Origin of the sequence: uncultured Algibacter sp. (assembly GCF_947490405.1) — a bacterium.
Classification (GTDB): Bacteria; Bacteroidota; Bacteroidia; order Flavobacteriales; family Flavobacteriaceae; genus Algibacter_B.
Map to the genome: position 1 here is coordinate 293,398 of NZ_CANLGU010000004.1, position 19,933 is coordinate 313,330.

General features: G+C 31.7%; 17 protein-coding genes. 12 read left to right on the forward strand and 5 right to left on the reverse strand.

What is annotated here, in order from left to right; translation table 11 throughout:
* Positions 1–35: 35 nt before the first annotated feature.
* On the forward strand, positions 36–1,058 hold the full coding sequence (locus Q0772_RS11045; protein ID WP_298344362.1) for a metal-dependent hydrolase: 1,023 nt from the start codon (positions 36–38) through the stop codon (positions 1,056–1,058).
* A gap of 165 nt (positions 1,059–1,223) precedes the next feature.
* On the opposite strand, the gene Q0772_RS11050 is transcribed toward Q0772_RS11045, so the two are convergent.
* Positions 1,224–2,456, reverse strand: a complete 1,233-nt coding sequence (locus Q0772_RS11050; protein ID WP_298344365.1) for an aminotransferase class I/II-fold pyridoxal phosphate-dependent enzyme — start codon at positions 2,454–2,456, stop codon at positions 1,224–1,226.
* Positions 2,457–2,615: 159 nt separating this feature from the next.
* Here Q0772_RS11050 and Q0772_RS11055 point away from each other — a divergent pair, with 159 nt between their 5' ends.
* From Q0772_RS11055 to Q0772_RS11075, 5 genes are all read left to right on the forward strand, one after another.
* Complete coding sequence (locus Q0772_RS11055) at positions 2,616–3,074, forward strand: Lrp/AsnC family transcriptional regulator (protein ID WP_298344369.1); 459 nt, start codon at positions 2,616–2,618, stop codon at positions 3,072–3,074.
* A gap of 1 nt (position 3,075) precedes the next feature.
* Positions 3,076–3,702, forward strand: a complete 627-nt coding sequence (locus Q0772_RS11060) for a CPBP family intramembrane glutamic endopeptidase (RefSeq protein WP_298344372.1) — start codon at positions 3,076–3,078, stop codon at positions 3,700–3,702.
* 76 nt (positions 3,703–3,778) lie between these two features.
* Entirely contained in the window at positions 3,779–4,300 is a 522-nt protein-coding gene (locus tag Q0772_RS11065; protein WP_298344376.1) for a hypothetical protein, read from the forward strand.
* 97 nt (positions 4,301–4,397) lie between these two features.
* Entirely contained in the window at positions 4,398–5,102 is a 705-nt protein-coding gene (locus Q0772_RS11070; protein WP_298344379.1) for a hypothetical protein, read from the forward strand.
* A 125-nt stretch (positions 5,103–5,227) separates the two neighbouring features.
* A complete protein-coding gene (locus Q0772_RS11075) occupies positions 5,228–5,878 on the forward strand; it encodes an ATP-binding protein (protein ID WP_298344381.1) in 651 nt (216 codons plus the stop codon).
* On the opposite strand, the gene Q0772_RS11080 is transcribed toward Q0772_RS11075, so the two are convergent.
* From Q0772_RS11080 to panB, 3 genes are read right to left on the reverse strand one after another with little or no spacing between them, the layout of a single operon-like run.
* Positions 5,879–7,258 carry an aldehyde dehydrogenase gene (locus tag Q0772_RS11080; protein ID WP_298344384.1) on the reverse strand — a complete coding sequence of 460 codons (1,380 nt, stop codon included), beginning with the start codon at positions 7,256–7,258 and terminating at the stop codon, positions 5,879–5,881.
* Positions 7,259–7,287: 29 nt separating this feature from the next.
* Positions 7,288–7,986 carry an RluA family pseudouridine synthase gene (locus Q0772_RS11085; RefSeq protein WP_298344387.1) on the reverse strand — a complete coding sequence of 233 codons (699 nt, stop codon included), beginning with the start codon at positions 7,984–7,986 and terminating at the stop codon, positions 7,288–7,290.
* Positions 7,986–8,804, reverse strand: coding sequence for a 3-methyl-2-oxobutanoate hydroxymethyltransferase (panB, locus tag Q0772_RS11090; protein ID WP_298344390.1), 819 nt, complete (start codon positions 8,802–8,804; stop codon positions 7,986–7,988). Before panB ends, Q0772_RS11085 begins: the two co-directional genes overlap by 1 nt.
* 120 nt (positions 8,805–8,924) lie before the next feature.
* Between panB and Q0772_RS11095 the strand changes: the two genes are divergently transcribed.
* From Q0772_RS11095 to Q0772_RS11115, 5 genes are all read left to right on the forward strand, one after another.
* On the forward strand, positions 8,925–9,383 hold the full coding sequence (locus Q0772_RS11095; protein WP_298344393.1) for a nuclear transport factor 2 family protein: 459 nt from the start codon (positions 8,925–8,927) through the stop codon (positions 9,381–9,383).
* Positions 9,384–9,702: 319 nt separating this feature from the next.
* A complete protein-coding gene (dnaK, locus tag Q0772_RS11100) occupies positions 9,703–11,610 on the forward strand; it encodes a molecular chaperone DnaK (protein WP_298344396.1) in 1,908 nt (635 codons plus the stop codon).
* A gap of 360 nt (positions 11,611–11,970) precedes the next feature.
* Positions 11,971–12,783, forward strand: coding sequence for a T9SS type A sorting domain-containing protein (locus tag Q0772_RS11105; RefSeq protein ID WP_298344399.1), 813 nt, complete (start codon positions 11,971–11,973; stop codon positions 12,781–12,783).
* Between the two features lie 134 nt (positions 12,784–12,917).
* Complete coding sequence (locus Q0772_RS11110; protein WP_298344402.1) at positions 12,918–14,093, forward strand: T9SS type A sorting domain-containing protein; 1,176 nt, start codon at positions 12,918–12,920, stop codon at positions 14,091–14,093.
* Between the two features lie 110 nt (positions 14,094–14,203).
* Positions 14,204–15,433: a class I SAM-dependent rRNA methyltransferase gene (locus Q0772_RS11115; RefSeq protein WP_298344405.1), complete on the forward strand. Its 1,230-nt coding sequence runs from the start codon at positions 14,204–14,206 to the stop codon at positions 15,431–15,433.
* 3 nt (positions 15,434–15,436) lie between these two features.
* Here Q0772_RS11115 and Q0772_RS11120 read toward each other — a convergent pair whose 3' ends face one another.
* A complete protein-coding gene (locus Q0772_RS11120; protein WP_298344408.1) occupies positions 15,437–15,937 on the reverse strand; it encodes a nicotinate-nucleotide adenylyltransferase in 501 nt (166 codons plus the stop codon).
* A 314-nt stretch (positions 15,938–16,251) separates the two neighbouring features.
* On the opposite strand from Q0772_RS11120, the gene Q0772_RS11125 reads away from it, so the two are divergent.
* Positions 16,252–19,932 (forward strand): efflux RND transporter permease subunit, encoded by a 3,681-nt coding sequence (locus Q0772_RS11125; RefSeq protein WP_298344410.1) that lies wholly within the window; start codon positions 16,252–16,254, stop codon positions 19,930–19,932.
* Position 19,933: the final 1 nt, after the last annotated feature.

Here is a 19,933-nt window from a genome sequence, read left to right on the forward strand (position 1 = left end):
AAAGTAAAAAGTTGGTTAACTTAGCCAACTTAATTATGGATTCACTCACTCAAATTGTTTTAGGCGCTGCTTGCGGAGAAGCCGTACTAGGGAAAAAAACAGGAAACAAAGCACTCTTGTTTGGAGCTGTAGGTGGCACTATTCCAGATTTAGATGTTTTAGTAGGTAGCTGGCTTTATGGCAATGAAATTGATGCGATGTTGTTCCATCGTGGGTTCATGCATTCCATTGTGTTTACCGTTTTGGCAGCTTTTCTTTTTGGTTGGTTAGTCTATAAAGCCTACAATACTGGTGTACGCATAAATACTACAACTCAAAAAGATTGGATAAGTTTATTCTTTTGGTCGCTTTTTACACACCCAATTTTAGATTGTTTTACACCATATGGTACTCAGCTTTTTGCGCCATTTAGTAATTATCGTGTAGCACTAAATAACATAGCGGTTGCAGATCCTGCTTACACCTTACCATTTTTAATTTGCATTATAGTTTTAATGTTTTTTAAAAGAACATCAACCAAAAGAAAACTATGGCTAAAACTAGGTTTAGGTATCAGTTCTATATACATGCTATTTACTTTAGGTAATAAATTATATGTAGACTCTATTTTTAGAAAATCCTTAAAAGAAAGCAATATTACTGCAACCAGATTCAGTACTCAACCCGCTATTTTTAATAATGTTTTGTGGTATGCTATCGCAGAAAATAGCACAGCTTATTATGTTGCAGATTATTCGTTATTCGATACCAAAAATCGTTTTTTAAACTTTAGGGAAGTACCAAAACAGCGCGATTTAAAACCTTCGGTATATAAAGATATTGAAGACTTAGCATGGTTTAGTAATCAATATTATAGTATATATAAGCTAAACAAAAACGAATACCTTTATAATGATTTGAGATATCCGTTGTTAGATTTAGATAACCCAAATACATCTGTGTTTAGCCTCACCTTATATAAAGATGGTAACCGACTTAATATGAAACCTTTTAAACCTAAATTCGACAGTCTAAATGATATCATTTCTCAACTTTGGGAACGTATTAAAGGCATTTAGTTTTTTGGGCGCAACCCAAGGGTCGGGCTTTCCACTAATAGTTTTGGCTCGATGCACGCCTCGCCAAAAGCTGCCGTTACAATCCCTTGCGCAATCATCCGCCAGTTTTAATTTCAAAACAAAAATAAATGTGTACCTGCTTAAGCCATTTTCTTATAAGTTTATTTAGTAAGCTTCAGTAAAACAGCTCTTTTTGTCTTCCAAAATGCCAATTTCAATCATGCAATCTCGCATCATGTGGTAAGTACGTTTAATATCAGCATCCAAACCAATAGAAAAACGAATCAAGCCATCGCTCAACCCCATTTTTTTTTGCTCATCCTCGGGAATTTCAGAAGATGTAGAACTCCCAGGAGCACTAAACAACGTTTTGTAAAACCCCAGACTCACAGCTAAATACCCTAAATTTCTATTTTGCATGAGTTCCATAAGTTTATTAGCTTTTTCTAGTGAGCCAACATCTACGGTAAGCATACCACCAAAACCATAAGTTTCGTTCATCATGTTTTTAAACAACTCATGAGAAGGATGCGATTTTAGTCCAGGATAAACTGTTTTTAAACCATCAGCTTCAAATTTTTCAGCTAAATACAAACCATTTTTACTATGTTGTTGCATTCTAATATGTAGTGTTCTTAGGTTTTTTAAAACAGACGCAGCACGTAAGCTATCCATGGTAGAGCCTAAAAGCATCGAAGCACCATCGTTTACATTTCTTAAATCGTTTATAAATTCTTGTGTTCCACAAACCACACCGCCAACAGTATCACTAGAGCCATTAATAAACTTTGTTAAACTATGTATAACAATATCAGCACCCAAAGTAGCAGGAGAAATGGATAATGGAGAAAACGTATTATCAACCACTAACTTTAAATCATGCTTTTTTGCTATTTCTGCTAAACCTTTAATATCTGCAACTTCTAAAAGTGGATTACTCACAGATTCGCAGTAAATAACTTTAGTATGTTTTGTTATTGAGGCTTCAACAATATCTAGTTTAGTAATATCAACAAAACTAGTTTTAATATTAAATTTAGGTGTAAAATTTTTAAGGAAGGCATACGTGCCACCATAAATTGTTCTACTAGAAATAATATGATCTCCCGCAACACACAACTGCATAATTACAGGGGTTATAGCGCCCATTCCAGAAGCTGAAACATTAGCCGTTTCAGTACCTTCCATTGCTGCTAAAGCTTCGCCTAAATATAAGTTTGATGGTGATGAGTGTCGCGAATACAAATAGCAACCATCTGCATTACCTTCAAAAGTATCAAACATGGTTTTTGCAGATAAAAAGGTGTAAGTAGACGAATCTGAAATAGAGGGGTTTACTCCTCCAAATTCACCAAAATATTGTAAGTCCTGAATATTGTTTGCGGGTTTAAAAGCCATTTTTAGTATGTTTTATTCTTATACAAAACTTATTAAAATAAGATTATAAAACAATTATTGATATAAAATTTAGAAAATAAAACTATAATAATGTATATTTATAGAATTATATTTTAATAATAGACGCTTTCTTGATCTTCTAAAGAAATTATTTCAATTATGACTTTTGATACTGTAGATAAAAAACTTCTAGAATACCTCCAGAACGATAGTAAACAAACAAATAAAGAACTTTCTAATAAACTCGGTTTATCAGTTACTGCCGTTTATGAGCGTATAAAAAAACTAGAAAAAGGAGGTTTTATTGATGGATACATAGCATTAGTAAATAAAGAAAAAGTAAATCGTAATTTTGTAGTATTTTGTCATGTAAAATTGGTGCAACATAGTCAAGAATTTGTAGTTAGGTTTGAAAAAGAAGTAAAAAAATTAAATGAAGTATTAGAGTGTTATCATTTAAGCGGAGATTACGATTATTTATTAAAAGTTATTGTTGCCGATATGCAGGAATTTAGAGCCTTTATGGTTGAGAAATTAACCAACATTAACCATATTGGGAGTACGCACAGTATGTTTGTAATTAACGAAGTTAAACATACCACAGTAATAAATTTTTAACATGCAATCCACACTATACAAAAGCTTAGAGTTATTTATTGTATTTGTTTTAATACCAATTAGTTTTGCTATAGATTATTCAGTATGGATCAAACTTGGAATTGGTGTTTTTGGGTTCATTTATGTAATTTATGTGTTATTGAGAGTTGAAAAAATTAAATTAAAAATAGCAAAACAATTAGATTGGAAAACCTTTTGGAAGGCCACCGCTATTAAACTCTCACTAATTATAATTATTACAATTAGTTTTGTTTGGGTTACTGATAGTACTCAGCTTTTTAATGTACTGCTAAACAAACCTTTAAAGTGGCTCATGTTATTATTTATTTATAGTTTTTTTTCAGTGTATCCTCAAGAATTAATTTATAGAACTTTCTTCTTTAAACGCTATGGCTCACTGCTAAAAAGTGATAGCTTATTTATTTTTATAAATGCCATATTGTTTTCTTTGGCACATTTCTTTTTTAGAAGCCCTTTGGTATTATTATTAACTTTTTTAGGCGGCATTTTATTCGCACTAACATTCAAGAAAACAGAATCAACGCTTTTGGTATCTATAGAGCATGCTATTTATGGGTGTTGGCTTTTTACAGTTGGTATGGGTGAAATACTTGGTTTTCCTAGCTAAATATTTAAATAAAATCGTACATAATAAAACTTTTTGTTACTTTAGGGAAGCTATTATTAACTAAATATTATTAAATATGAAAAAATTAGGACCTATTATTATTGGATTTATTATTGGAGCTGTATTAACGTATTACTTTTGCCCAAGGCATGGTGATATGGATATGACGACAATGGATATAGAAGTTAAAGCACCAAAAGATACCATTTCTGTAGCACAAGCTAAAATTTTAAGTAAAAACTGGGAGCAAAGAAATCCAACCGAAGTAGATTCTACTTTAGAGGTTGAAGGCTCCAAAAAGAAAATTCGTTCTGTTTGGTGGTCTTTAGATGAAATAAACGAATATTTGGATTATGCTAAAACAGAATCTCATAATTTAGGTTATACTATGACAGGTATTAGAGTATATTTAGGGAATTACGGTAATGTAAAAGACCCTATAAAAAAGAATAGAAATACAATGTTTATTGTGCCAACAGGACCAAGGAATACCTCAAAAGCAAGTGCTTTAAGTATTAGTCTTAGTGTTAAAGAAGATGATATTCCTGCACCGCCTTTAAATGAAGGAAATGGAGGGCCAAATGGGTATCCTCAATAAATCTAAACTAGTGTATTTTATAAGTCAAATATTATGACTTTTTTTTAATAAATTTAAACCAACTTAATAGAAAATAAAAGTACCCATATTAACTTTAATGAATGATTTTTTATTAGAATACAAAAATACAATTACAATTAGTGTAGAAATTTTGGCGGCTGTTACTGGTTTATTACTTTATACAAGGTATAGATCAACTGCCGCTAAATATTTTATATGGTTTTTAGTTTTTCTTTTTTTTTGCGATTTTTTGGGTAGTTACTCAAAGTATATAAGAAATGATAGTTTTCTTAATTTTTTAGAAGGTACACCGCTTGAACAAAACTATTGGTTTTTTACATTATTTTGGAAGATAGGAGCGCCAGTTTTTTTTTCATTTTATTACTTTAAAATTTTATCTAATAAAACGAGTAAAAAATTAGTTAGGTATGGTGGGATTTTGTTTTTACTGTTTTCGGTCAGTTATATTATTTTAAACTGGGAAGCCTATTTCAATACTTTTTTTCCAATAATTAGTGTTTTAGGAGCGATCATTATTTTTTTATGTTCGGTATTTTATTTTATTGAAATATTACAAAGTGAGAAAATATTAATTTTTTATAAATCATTAAACTTTTATATCAGTGCTGCTATATTTATTTGGTGGTTAATTGTAACTCCAATCGTATTTTATGATATATATATGTCCAATTCAGATTGGAATTTTATTTTTCTAAGGTGGCAAATTTATTTATTTGCTAATATTTTAATGTATTCAACTTTTACCTTTGCTTTAATATGGTGCAGACCACAGAAAGATTAGCTAGTACAGCTTCTGAACGTTATTTATTAGTATATATGATAATGGTATTAATTATCATTACTTCACTTGTTATAGTGTTTTTTATAGTTTTTCAAAGGCGGAAAAACAAACTTTTACAAGATAAAATGAAACAACAACAAGCTTTTGAAGCAGAAATAGTTCAAGCACAAACTGAGGCTCAAGAGCAAACCTTAAAAAACATTGGCTGGGAGTTGCACGATAATGTTGGGCAATTATTGTCTTTTGCTAGTATGCAGTTAAGTATTTTAAAAATGCAAGTTGCGGATGATGTTAGGGATAAGTTTAAAGATACTTCTGAGGCGCTCAGTAATGGTTTAAAAGAGGTTAGAGCACTTTCAAAAACATTAAATAACGATGTGATTTTAAATATCGGTTTTGAGAAGTCTATAACCAATGAGTTAGACAGAATGAAAAAGATGAAATTCACCTCTGCTGAACTCAAAATTATGGGTGATAAAGTTGATTTTAAAGACCGAAAACACGAAATTATTATCTTTAGAATTCTTCAAGAATTTTTATCGAATTCTGTAAAATATTCTGAAGCCAAAAACATCGCTATTACTTTAGATTATAAGCCTGAAAGTATAATTATTACTGCATCTGATGATGGCAAAGGTTTTGATATGAAAGAAATTGAACAAGGTTCTGGTTTAATTAACATGAAGAGTAGAGCAACTTTAATTGGTGCTACTTTAAATTTACATTCTAAACCCAATAAAGGTGTTCAATTAGTTTTAGACTACCCTTTAAATTGATTACCCGAAATACTTAAAAACTTTTTTTAGTAAATACATTTTCCCTTTATAAGGAGCATATCTAAATGAAGGGTCAAACCAATTACTTCGCTTAATAATTGGCTTTATATTTGAAAAAGTATCATACCCATGCTTACCGTGGTATTTGCCCATGCCACTGGCGCCAATACCCCCAAATGGTAGTCGGTGGTTTCCAAAATGAATCAATAGATCATTAATAACTCCGCCACCATAACTAAATTTCTCAATGACTTCTTTAACAAACGACTTTTGGTTTGAAAACACATATAACGATAGTGGTCGTTCTAAACTCCATATTATTTGCTCCATATCTTCATTAGTCTCATAAGTTAGTATAGGTAAAATAGGTCCGAAGATTTCTTCTTGCATGATTTTACTATCTAAGCTTGGTGAATCTACAATTGTTGGAGAGACATAACACTCATCAATATCAACTTCACCTCCAAAAACAATATTTGTGTCTTTTAATAAATCTGCAAGCCTTTTGGTATTTTTTGTATTAATAATTCGAGGCAAATCTGGCGATAATTTTGAGTTTTTACCATAACGTCGAATTATTTCTGTTTTCAATGCATCAATCAGCTTATGCTTAATATTAGATTTAGCAATTACATAATCTGCTGCAATACAGGTTTGTCCACCATTTAAGAGCTTTCCCCAAACCAATCTTCTAGCCACAAGTTTTAAGTTTACAGTGTCATCTACAATACATGGTGATTTCCCTCCAAGTTCTAGAGTTACTGGTGTTAGGTGTTTTGCTGCAGCCTGAGCTATAATTTTTCCAACTTTTGTACTGCCTGTAAAGAAAATATAATCCCATTGTTCCGCTAACAATGCTGCTGAAGTTTCTATACCGCCTTCAATAGAAATAGCCATTGTTTTAGTGAAAGTATTTTGAATAATTTTAGTGATTACTTTTGATGTATGCTTTGTAAGTTCACTAGGTTTTAATACCACTGTATTTCCAGCAGCTATAGCCATGATTAAAGGTTCCATAGCTAGAAGAAAAGGATAATTCCAAGGTGCAATAACTAAAACAGTTCCATAGGGCTCTTTATAGATATAATCTTTTGAAGGAAAGGTTAAAAGCGAGGATTTAATACGTTTTGGTTTCGACCACTTTTTTAGATTTTTTATAGCCAGATTTAATTCTGCAATAACTAATCCAAATTCACTTAGGTAAGATTCGAATTCTGATTTTCTAAAATCTTTTTTTAAAGCATCAAATATGTTTTGTTCATGCTCTAAAATTTCTTTTTTTAAAGTTTTTAAAAGCTTTAGCCTGTAAGTAACATCCTTTGTTTGTTGAGACTTGAAAAATCTTCGTTGATTCTTTATTATATTGGGTAGGGTATTCAATAGTAAAGCTTTTTCTAAAGGTATTTAAATTAAACTAAACAAGCGTTCCAAATAGCATCATTTGGTAAAGGGGCATCTATTGAAATAGATGCCTTTTTTACAGGATGAATAAACTCAATATGTTTGGCATGTAAACTTATACTGGCATCTTTGTTACTTCTATCAAAACCGTATTTTAAATCACCCTTTATAGGGCACCCTATATTTGATAATTGAACGCGAATTTGATGGTGCCTTCCCGTTTCTAGATTAACTTCTAGTAAATAATAGTTATCTAACTTTTTTATAACTTGATAATGTAGAATCGCTTTTTTACTATTAGTAACCTCTTTGGAGTAAGCTCTAGATTTATTGTTTTTAGGGTTTTTAACGAGCCAATTTATAAGCGTATCCTCGTGCTTAGGTGGTTCGTTTTTAACGATGGCCCAATAGGTTTTTTTTATGTCTTTAGAAAGGAATAATTTATTTAGTCTAGGAAGTACTTTGCTCGTTTTTGCAAAAATCACTAGACCACTAGTAGGTCTGTCTAAGCGATGTACAGTTCCTAAATACACGTTTCCTGGTTTGTTGTATTTGTCTTTGATAAATTCCTTCACAACATCACTAAGTGGTTTATCTCCCGTTTTATCACCTTGAACGATATCACCAGCACGTTTGTTTATAATGATGATGTGGTTGTCTTCATATAAGACTTGAAGATTGCTTTTATTTGAATGCGTTTTTTGCACTAGTATGATTCACTCTCGTTAGGAAAATCTTGAGTTTTTACATCATCTACATATTGAGAAATAGCCGTGGACATCTCTTCATATAAATTTAAGTATCGTCTTAAAAATCTAGGATTAAACTCATGCGTCATACCAATCATATCATGCAATACTAAAACTTGTCCGTCAACTTCAGATCCAGCACCTATACCTATTATAGGAATACTTACGCTTTCTGCAACTTGTTTAGCAAGTTTCGCAGGTATTTTTTCTAAAACAATAGCAAAGCATCCTAATTTTTCTAACATTTTAGCATCCTCTAATAATTGTTCTGCTTCTTGTTCTTCTTTAGCACGAACAGTATATGTTCCAAATTTATATATAGATTGAGGTGTTAAACCTAAATGGCCCATTACAGGAATACCAGCGTTTAAGATTCGTTTTATAGATTCTTTGATTTCCTTACCACCTTCAAGTTTTACAGAATGTGCACCACTTTCTTTCATGATTCTAATTGCCGAACGCAGTGCTTCTTTAGGATCACTTTGGTAACTTCCAAAAGGTAAGTCTACAACAATAAGTGCTCTATAAATAGCCCGTACAACCGATGATGCATGATAAATCATTTGGTCTAAGGTAATTGGTAAGGTAGTTTCATGTCCAGCCATTACATTACTAGCAGAGTCGCCTACTAAGATTACATCAACTCCAGCGCTATCCACAATTTTTGCCATGGTATAATCGTATGCGGTAAGCATTGATATTTTTTCACCCGTAGCTTTCATATCAACAAGTGATTTTACTGTTACACGTTTATATTCTTTTTTGGCAGTAGACATGTTATTTTTGTAATTAGTTAGCACGTAAAAATACACAAAATAAGAAGATACTGTTAAACTTTTCTTTAAAGGGAATCTATAGGCTTAGATATCAGTTATTTTAGCAAAAAACCAAAAACCATGGCTCGAATAATATTTTATATAGCATTACTGATTACTTCTACTTCAATTGGACAAACCCATGAAGACACACTTGTAAAAGCTTCCGTTGATACTTTTTTTGAAGGTTTTCATAAAGGTGATACCGCTTTAATGAAATCTGTTATGGCGGATAAAATTTTGATGCAAACAGCCTATAGAAATAAAGAAGGTAAAGATATTTTGGTAACTGATAACCCCAATAAACTTATTAATGCTATTGCTGATAGACCAGACGACCAAAAATGGGATGAACGTTTGTTAGACTACAGTATACAAGTGGATGGCAACATGGCTAATGCTTGGACGCCATACGAATTTTGGTTTAATGGTGAATTTAGCCATTGTGGTGTTAACTCTTTTCAGTTATTTAAAAACGGTAATACTTGGGAGATTATTTATTTGATTGATACGCGAAGGCGTTCTACCTGCAATCAATAATCTTGAGGTTAAAGGTTTATTTTAATTGCTGACTTTTCTGAATCAACCTTTGTAAGGGGTTGAGTATTGAAATATTGATATTCATGAATTCATTGATTTAAAATATGAACTATGAGTAAAAATTCACTCCTTTGAGTTTGCAAAAAAAATGACATTAACATACTCTGATATCTGTTACTGTGACTATTATATTAAAGAAGTATGACACTATGTCACACTTTTTGTATTGGCATAAAGATTGACTTATACTTTCCGATAATTAAAAATAAACACAATGTTTCTGTGAAAACGGGAATCTATAAACAATAAAAGATATATTATGAGTAAAATTATTGGAATCGATTTAGGAACAACTAACTCTTGTGTTTCTGTGATGGAAGGTAATGAGCCTGTTGTAATCCCAAACGCGGAGGGCAAGCGTACTACGCCATCGGTGATTGCCTTTGTAGAAGGAGGAGAGATTAAGGTTGGTGATCCAGCGAAAAGACAAGCAGTAACAAACCCAACAAAAACAGTTTATTCTATTAAACGTTTTATGGGTAATAAATATTCTGAGTCTAAGAAAGAAGCAGAACGTGTACCATATAAAGTGGTAAAAGGAGATAACGACACACCTAGAGTGGATATTGATGGGCGTTTATATACGCCACAAGAATTATCGGCTATGATTCTTCAAAAAATGAAGAAAACGGCTGAAGATTATTTAGGAACTGATGTAAGTAGAGCTGTAATTACAGTGCCTGCTTATTTTAATGATTCTCAGCGTCAAGCTACTAAAGAAGCTGGTGAAATTGCTGGTTTAAAAGTAGAACGTATTATTAATGAACCTACCGCTGCTGCTTTAGCATATGGTATGGATAAAAAAGGGACTGACCAAAAAATAGTGGTTTTTGACTTTGGTGGAGGAACACACGATGTATCTATCCTTGAATTAGGTGATGGGGTATTTGAAGTACTTTCTACAGATGGTGATACACATTTAGGTGGTGATGATGTTGATGAGAAAATCATAAACTGGTTAGCTGATGAGTTTCAAGCTGATGAGAATATGGATTTACGTAAAGACCCAATGTCTTTACAACGTTTAAAAGAAGCTGCTGAAAAGGCTAAGATTGAATTATCGTCTTCTGCACAAACAGAGATTAACTTGCCTTATATTACGGCAACTGCTAGTGGACCAAAGCACTTAGTACGTACATTAACACGTTCTAAATTCGAGCAATTAATTGACGATTTAGTAAAACGTACGATTGAGCCGTGTGAGTCTGCATTAAAAGCAGCAGGTTTATCAAAATCTGATATTGACGAAGTTATTTTAGTAGGTGGTTCTACACGTATTCCTGCAGTACAAGCAGCGGTTGAGAAATTCTTCGGAAAAGCACCAAGCAAAGGTGTAAATCCTGATGAAGTTGTATCTCTAGGAGCTGGTATCCAAGGAGGTGTATTAACTGGAGATGTTAAAGATGTATTATTGCTTGATGTAACACCATTATCTCTTGGTATTGAAACTATGGGTAATGTATTTACTAAGTTAATTGATGCGAATACTACGATTCCTACTAAGAAATCTCAAGTATTTTCGACAGCAGCAGATAATCAACCGTCAGTAGAAATTCACGTATTGCAAGGTGAGCGTGCTATGGCAGCAGACAATAAAACTATTGGACGTTTCCATTTAAGTGATATTCCACCAGCAAGACGTGGAACACCACAAATTGAAGTAACGTTTGATATTGATGCTAATGGTATCATTAAAGTATCGGCTGAAGATAAAGCGACTGGTAAGAAACAAGATATTAGAATTGAAGCATCTTCTGGTTTAAGTGAAGAGGAAATCGAGAAAATGAAAGCAGATGCTGAAGCAAATGCTGAAGCGGATAAAGCTGCAGCAGAAAATGCTCAGAAATTAAATGAAGCTGATTCTATGATTTTCCAAACTGAAAAGCAATTAGAAGAGTTTGGTGATAAATTATCTGATGATAAGAAAAAACCAATTGAAGAAGCTTTAGAAGAACTTAAAAAAGCTTATGAAACTAAAGATATAGAGGTTATTACACCTGCTTTAGATAAAATAAATGAAGCTTGGAAAGTAGCATCTGAAGAAATGTACAAAGCACAGGCAGAAGCCCAAGGTGGTGCACAACCAGGTCCTGATGCAGGAGCAGGTGAGCAAGCTCAAGCTGAAGGTAATGATGTTGAGGATGTAGACTTTGAGGAAGTGAAGTAAGAATGTGTAATTCCTGAAAAGGCAAGAATCTCATCAAATAATAGTAAAAAACGCAACCAAAATGGTTGCGTTTTTTTATTTTAGTAATCTACATCTATTTAATTTATAGTAAATAAGAGCAGCAATCTGTATTTTAAAAGTTCTATTTTATTAAAAAGTATAATCTTGTATTTAGTGTTCATCTTCTCATTAAATAAATACCATAGCAGTTTTTTAGACAATTAACCCTAATATGGTGGCATATTTATACTATATGCTCTATTTGTTCTAATATCTATTAGTTAACGGCTATAAATTAGCTAAAGCTGAATTTTGTTTTCTCAAGGTTTGGAATTAATTAATCTTTAAAATTTAACTAATATGAAAAAAATTACAATTATTTTATTATTCTTATTTACTGGTGCTACATTCGCACAGACTTTGCTTCTTGATTTTGAGAACCAATCTTTTGACCCAGATACTGGTGAGGTATCAAACGATTTTAGTTTCGGTAGAGTAACCAATGGTAATAATAGGTTTTTAAACCCTCCTTATGAAGCTAATCCTTCTGTTGATGCTACAAACGGTTCGGCTAGAGTTAGAGAGGTAAATGTTAACGTTACTGCTGATGGATTTGGTTCTTATAGAATTATATTTAGGAATACTTTTGATCTTAATGCTGAACCATTTTTCTCATTCTTAATGCGTTCTGCACAGAACAACACTAGTGTAAATATTCAAGCAGCAAACAGTGATCCTAATGCAGAACCTTTCCATAGTGGCGATATTACTTATACAGGAAATGGTGACTGGCAGTTAGTAGAAGCTAATTTAACAACATCTAATGGTGGATCTGGAGTTTATCCTACCTTACAGTTTAACCCTGCTGAACCTACTAGTGGTGCTTATTCTTTCTTTATTGACGATTTAACTTTAAATTCTGCTACTACATTATCAAGTAGTAATTTTAATAAAGCTAGTACTTCTGTATATCCAAATCCAGCACGTTTAGCTATTAATATCAAAGCTAATATAACAGATAAAGAAGCACATATATATGATGTTCATGGAAAACTTTTAGATACAAAAGCTATAACGGGGGATTTTAATTCTGTTGATGTTTCTAGATTAGCTGCGGGTATGTATTTTCTTGTTTTAGAAAGTGGTTCTTCATTTAAATTTATTAAAGAGTAAGAAAAATTTATAGTACAATATCTCAAAAAGAGGCTATCAGAAATGGTAGCCTCTTTTTTTATCAAATACAGTGGTAGGTTTTTTTTAAAGTAGTTTGTTATATATATAAATACCAAATCTTAAAAATTTAATACATGAAAAACCTACTACAATTAATCTTAGCATTACTATGCCTTGTTGTTTCAAGTAAAACAATAGCTCAACAGGATAAAACTATGTATGTTTTTGGACATAGTCTTATTGTTCATGCCACAGATTCTGATGAAACTACAGTACCTCACTGGTTACATTTATTAGCTCAAGAAGCAGGACATAATGTTTCAGTTTCTGGACAATATGGCTTTTTACCACAACATGCAAATCTTCCACCTACAGCTCAATGGGGATTTAGTGAAGTGGCATCGGCTTGGGATTCAGATACTCAAAACTTTACAGATGCAAATTTTAATACTATTTTATTAACAGCTGCAAATTTTGTACAAGATCAGCCATCAAATGTTAACTATCATGGAAACTCGACGACATCTCCTGTATCTGCAACTTTAGAAATTATAGATTGGATTGATACTCAAGAGGAGAATGCAGTAACTTACATATATGAAAATTGGCCAGATATGGCTGGTTTTATAGCAGGAGAAAGTTTCCCACCATCAGAGACCGAGTTTGAAAACTATAATAATTATACTCTTGGAAACTTTCATAACTGGTGGGTTGATTATCAAGATTTTGTTCAAGCTGAACGGCCAAATGAGAATGTTAGAATGATACCTGTTGGTCCAATATTAAGTAAATTGTTAACTGATACATCCTTAAGCCAAATCCCTATTTTAGAATTATATGAAGATAATGCCCCTCATGGAGAGCCAACACTTTATTTCTTAGCAAGTTTAATAACTTACATGACAATTTATGAAGAGAAAGCACCATCTACATATGCAATTCCTAATACTGTGAACGGATTGGTACAAGCCAATTTTCAAAATACAATAGATTTTATTTGGGATGAGTTATTGGCTTTTAATTATAGTAATGGAAGTAGTAGAGTTTTTGCTAACAGTGTTTTGCATACAAACAGTGAAACATATAATAATATTTCTATATCACCCAATCCAACAAGAGGTATTATTACTTTTGCAAACAGTAACTCTTCTTATACTTTTGATGTGTTTGATGCTAAAGGAATAAAAGTAAAACAAAAGTTAGAGCTAATTAATCATAGAATTAACATTTCTAACTTACCAGATGGTTTGTACTTTTTTAAAATATATAATGAAGAAAATCAAGTTATAAAAAAAGTTATAAAACACTAGAAGTTCTTGTTTCATAAATATTGATGCACTTTGTATTTAAAAAATATAAGGTGCATTGATAATTTTTTAATATCTATAAAACCAATACTTTTGGTGCATACATATAACGTATGTCATTTTCAACACAGATAACACCACATTATAATCCAAAACGTTTAGCAGTAAAACTAAATGCTAAAGGCGAACAATTTGTAGTTCATGGTCACCCTTGGGTGTTTTCTAATAATATCACTAAAATAAATGACGACGCGATTTCTGGAGATTTAGCCATTATATTTAGTAAGAATAAAAATAGGGTTATTGGTTTAGGTTTGTATGATGCAAATTCACCAATCCGAATAAAAATGCTGTATTCTGGTACTGAAAGGGTAGAAATAAATGCAGCTTTTTTTCAAAATAAAATTAAAGAAGCTTTTAACAAACGTAGTTTATTATTAAAAACTAACACCAATAGTTATCGCTTGCTATTTGGAGAAAACGATGGTTTTCCAGGGTTAATTGCAGATGTATATGCATCTGTTTTGGTAATCAAAATTTATTCTGAAATATGGTTGCCTTATCTAGAAACTATTATTCCAAGTTTACAACGAACATCAAAAGCTGAAACTATAGTTATGAGATTAAGCAGGGGGCTAGAAAAATCAAAACTGCACCAACTAAAAAATGGAGAAGTAGTTTACGGCACACTTGAAAATGAAGTTGTAGAATTTGTAGAACATGGTGTTAAATTTTCAGCAAACGTCATCAAAGGTCATAAAACAGGCTATTTTTTAGACCATCGTGCCAACAGAAAACAAGTAGGTGAGTGGAGTAAAGGAAAAACAGTGTTGGATGTATTCAGTTATGCTGGAGGATTTTCAGTACATGCTTTAGCAAATGGTGCTACTGAAGTTACAAGTTTAGATATAAGTAAACAGGCTTTAGATATAGCAGTACAAAACGGAAAGTTAAACTCCTATTCTGGAACTCATAAAACTATAGCAGGTGATGCTTTTAAAGAATTAAAAAAGCTGATTAAAAACAAAATTACTTTTGATGTAGTGGTTATCGATCCTCCAAGTTTTGCAAAACAAGCAAGTGAAATTGATTTGGCTAAGAAAAAGTATGCTCAGTTAGCTGAACTAGGAGTGAAATTGACTTCAAAAAAAGGGCTTCTTGTTTTAGCATCCTGTTCTTCTAGAGTTGAAGCACAATCATTTTTTGATATTAATAATCAGGTACTATTGTCAATGCAACGACCATTTAAATTAAAATTGAAAACCCAACATGATATTGATCATCCTGTTGGGTTTCCGGAAGGGGCTTATTTAAAAAGTGGGTATTACAGATTTGAAGATTAAGTTTTAAATAAACTCCCCTTTTTCATTAGTTTTTACAGTTAGTAATTTGTTATTATTTTTTATTTTCACCTTGTATTCTTGTTTTAAGTTATCCTCATTATAATGATATTTGATAAGATAGACATCTTCAACGATTCCCCAATTGGGAAATCGTTTAGAAATAGATTGCATAACAGCCAATGGTAATCTTACATTGTTGTATTTCTCAATAGTTCTTATAATTTTTCCATGAATATCATAAGCGGCTACTATTTTACCTTCAGGAACATAAAAGGATACAGTATAAGTATCATGCTTGTCATCGTAAAGTTTTGATTGTTCTACGTTTTTATAATTTAGTACTTCTTCTTCTAATTTTTTAACACGATTAGGAACATGGTCTAAAGCTACCGCATCTAAATATTTGTAATTAACTGAAATTAATGTTTCAGGTAACTCAACAGCTTGTGCATTAACTTGGAAGGTAAATCCAATTAAAATTAAACCTAAGAATACATTTTTCATAATAGATTATTTTTTCTAACCTCAAAATTAACTATGCATGCATAATAAAAAAATGATAAATATCATAAAACCAGATATTTATTACTATAAAATATTGTTTAAAATATAACTGCATGAATATCAGCTATTATGCCTTAGTAATATTTATTTTTTAGTAAAAGAAAGTCAATATCATAGCCACTGCACGCTTTTGTACTATAAAGTATTCTTATTAATCGTGGTTTGACGAATAAAAAGTACTATTAAGAGCTATTTTTTTGATTTTCTTAGTTAATAAGATTTTATTTGTATAAACCAAAGCCTCATTTAATCAAGTGTTTAATAAAAGTATTAAATATTTAGTTGAAAATAAACTAGTTATAGTTGTCATTATTATTCTAATAACCTTTTTTGGAATAGTAATATCTCCATTTAATTCTAAAACTTCATTAATATCTGATTATAAGCTTTCTGTAGATGCTATTCCCAATTTAGGTGAGAACCAACAAATCATTATTACAGAATGGGGAGGTCAATCTCCACAAGATATTGAGGATCAAATTACATTTCCTTTAACTTCAAACTTATTAGGAATTTCAGGAGTTAAATCTGTTAGGAGTAACTCAATGTTGGGAGTTTCCATGGTTTATGTTATTTTTCAAGATGATGTCGATTTTTATTGGTCACGTTCTAGAATTTTAGAAAAATTAAATGCTATTCCTAGTAATCTTCTTCCCAAGGATGTAAAACCCAGACTGGGGCCAGATGCAACAGCATTAGGGCAAATTTTTTGGTATACGTTAGAAGGTAGAAATGAAAAAGGTGAGGTAGCTGGTGGCTGGAATTTAGAAGAACTTCGAACAATTCAAGATTTTTATATAAAGAATAGCCTAAGCGCTACAGAAGGTGTTTCAGAAGTTTCTTCTATAGGTGGTTACGTAAAAGAATATCAAATTGATGTAAACCCAGAATTAATGCGTCAGTTTGGGATTACTCTTGAACAAGTAGTTCAGGCAGTTAAAAATAGTAATAGGGATATTGGAGCTCAAACCGTTGAAATTAATAAAGTAGAATACTTTGTACGCGGATTAGGTTATGTTAAATCTTTGGAAGATATAGAAAACACATGTGTTGTATCAAATGATTTTAGACCTGTTTTTATTAAAGATATTGCTAATGTTATTATTGGTCCTGCTCCTAGAAGGGGTGTTTTAGATAAGGGTGGTGCAGAGGTAGTAGGAGGTGTTATTACGGTTACTCAGGGTGAAAATCCAATGCAAATAACTGATAATATAAAGGAAAAAATTAGAACGATAAGTGACGGTTTACCAGAAAAACTACTCAGTGATGGTACCGTTTCTAAACTCAAAATCATTCCTTTTTATGATCGTTCAAACCTAATCAAAGCCTCATTAAATACATTAAGCAAAGCTTTATGGTTAGAGATTTTGATAACCATTTTGATAGTTATTATCATGCTTAGGAATTTAAAAGTAGCTTTTTTAATATCAGGATTATTACCTCTAACAATTTTAGCAGTTTTTATTATAATGAAATTGTTTGAAGTGGAGGCAAATATTGTTGCGCTCTCAGGAATAGCAATAGCCATTGGAACAATAGTGGATATGGGAATAATCCTGTCTGAAAATATTATTAGACTTCAGCAGAAGTTTCCAGAAAAACCCTTGAAAGTTATTGTTTTAGATGCCAGTAAAGAAGTTTCTGGGGCTATTGTAACTGCTGGGTTAACAACCATAATAAGTTTTATACCAGTATTTGCATTATCAGGAGTAGAAGGAAAACTTTTTACACCTTTGGCGTTTACTAAAACAGCAGCATTATTCTCTGCAATACTAATTACTTTGTTTGTTATTCCAACAATTGCAACTATTTTATTAAAAAAGAAGAAGACAAGAACTAATTATTATATTTTAGAAATTATCATTTCTGTTTTAGGGGTTTTAGCCTTGTTTTCAGGAATATGGGCAGGTGGAATTGCTTTATTATTTGGTTTCATAGCTCTAGCATCATACAGAAATCTAGTTAATAAACTCCAATACAAATATTTAATGCTTGGGGCTGTGGTTCTGGCTGTTTCTCTATTATTGGCATTACACTGGCGGCCACTAGGTTTTGGTATAGGTTGGTTTGGAAACCTAATGTTTGTAGTGTGCCTTTTGGTTTCTGTTGTATTGCCTTTTTATATTTTTAGTAAATATTATGAGAAGCTTTTAAAATGGATACTTGAACATAAAAGAATTGCAATTAGTGTTCCTGTGGTTATAGTGTTTTTGGGTTTTATTATATTTCTAAATTCAGGTAAGGAATTTATGCCTCGATTAGAGGAAGGAGATTTTCTGTTAATGCCAACATCACTTCCTCATGCTAGTGTTAATGAAAATATTGAAGTACTTAAGAAATTAGATATCGCTGTAGCTTCTATACCAGAAGTAGAATATGTTGTTGGTAAAGCTGGTAGAGTAAATTCGGCTCTGGATCCCGCACCTATGTCCATGTATGAAAATTTAATATCATACAAAACAGAATATATTTTGGATGACGATAATAATCCAGTAAAATTTAAGGTAAATGATGATGGGCAATTTGAAACTACTTCAGGTAGGTTTGTAGATTCTGGAACTAGTATTAAAAAGCATGAATTAATACCAGATAAAAATGGCGAATATTATCGAAACTGGAGACAACATATTAGAGGAGAAGATGACATATGGAAAGAGATTGCAAAAGTAACCCGACTACCAGGTGTAACATCTGCTCCAAAACTTCAACCCATTGAAACCAGATTAGTAATGCTTCAAACGGGAATGCGAAGTAATTTAGGAGTGAAAATTAAAGGTAAAAACTTAGAGGACGTAGAAAAGTTTGGATTGGATTTGGAACGTGTTTTAAAACAAACAGAAGGTGTTATTATAAACTCAGTTTTCGCAGATAGAGTTATAGGGAAACCCTATCTCTTATTAGATATTAATCGTAAAAAAATCGCTAAATATGGGCTGTCTATAAACAAAATTCAAAGCAATATTGAGGTTGCTGTAGGAGGAAAAATAATTTCTAAGACTATTGAAGACCGAGAAACATTTGGCATACGAGTAAGATATCCAAGGGAATTAAGAAGCTCTCCTGAGGATTTAGAAAATATCTTTATTGACCTTCCAAATGGTGAGCAAGTTCCGTTGAATAGTTTTGTTTCTATACGTTATGAAAAAGGTCCGCAAAGTATAAAGAGTGAAGATGGTTTTATTGTAAGCTATGTGATTTTTGACAAAAAGAGTGAAATATCAGAAGTTTCACTTATAACTAAAGCAAAAAAAGACATAGAAAAACAAATTAATGAAGGTAATCTAAGAGTACCTAAAGGTGTGAATTTTGAATTTAGTGGTACTTACAAGGATCATTTACATGCTCAAAAGACGCTAAACGTAGTTGTTCCAATATGTCTTGTGATTATTTTATTGATACTCTATTTACAATTTAAATCTATTACAACATCTTTAATAGTATTTTCTGGAATTACAGTTGCTTTTGCAGGAGGGTTTATATTAATTTGGTTTTATGGGCAATCTTGGTTCTTGAATTTTAATTTTGGAGAAATTAATTTCCGAGAACTGTTTCATATGAATACTGTAAATTTAAGTGTGGCTGTTTGGGTAGGTTTTATTGCATTATTTGGTATTGCTACTGATGATGGTGTAATTATGGCAACTTATTTAAAACAAAATTTCGATGCTAAACCTACAAAAAGTATTTTAGAGATTAGAGCAAATGTATTAGAGGCAGGTAAAAAAAGATTACGTCCTTGTTTAATGACAACTGCAACAACCATTTTAGCATTGTTACCAATTTTAACCTCTAGTGGTAAAGGGGCTAGTATAATGTTGCCAATGGCTATACCATGTCTTGGTGGTATGATAATGGCTTTAATTACGTTATTTGTAGTTCCGTTGTTATATTGCTGGAAAAAAGAAATAAGTTTTAATAACATAAAAACAAGATAAT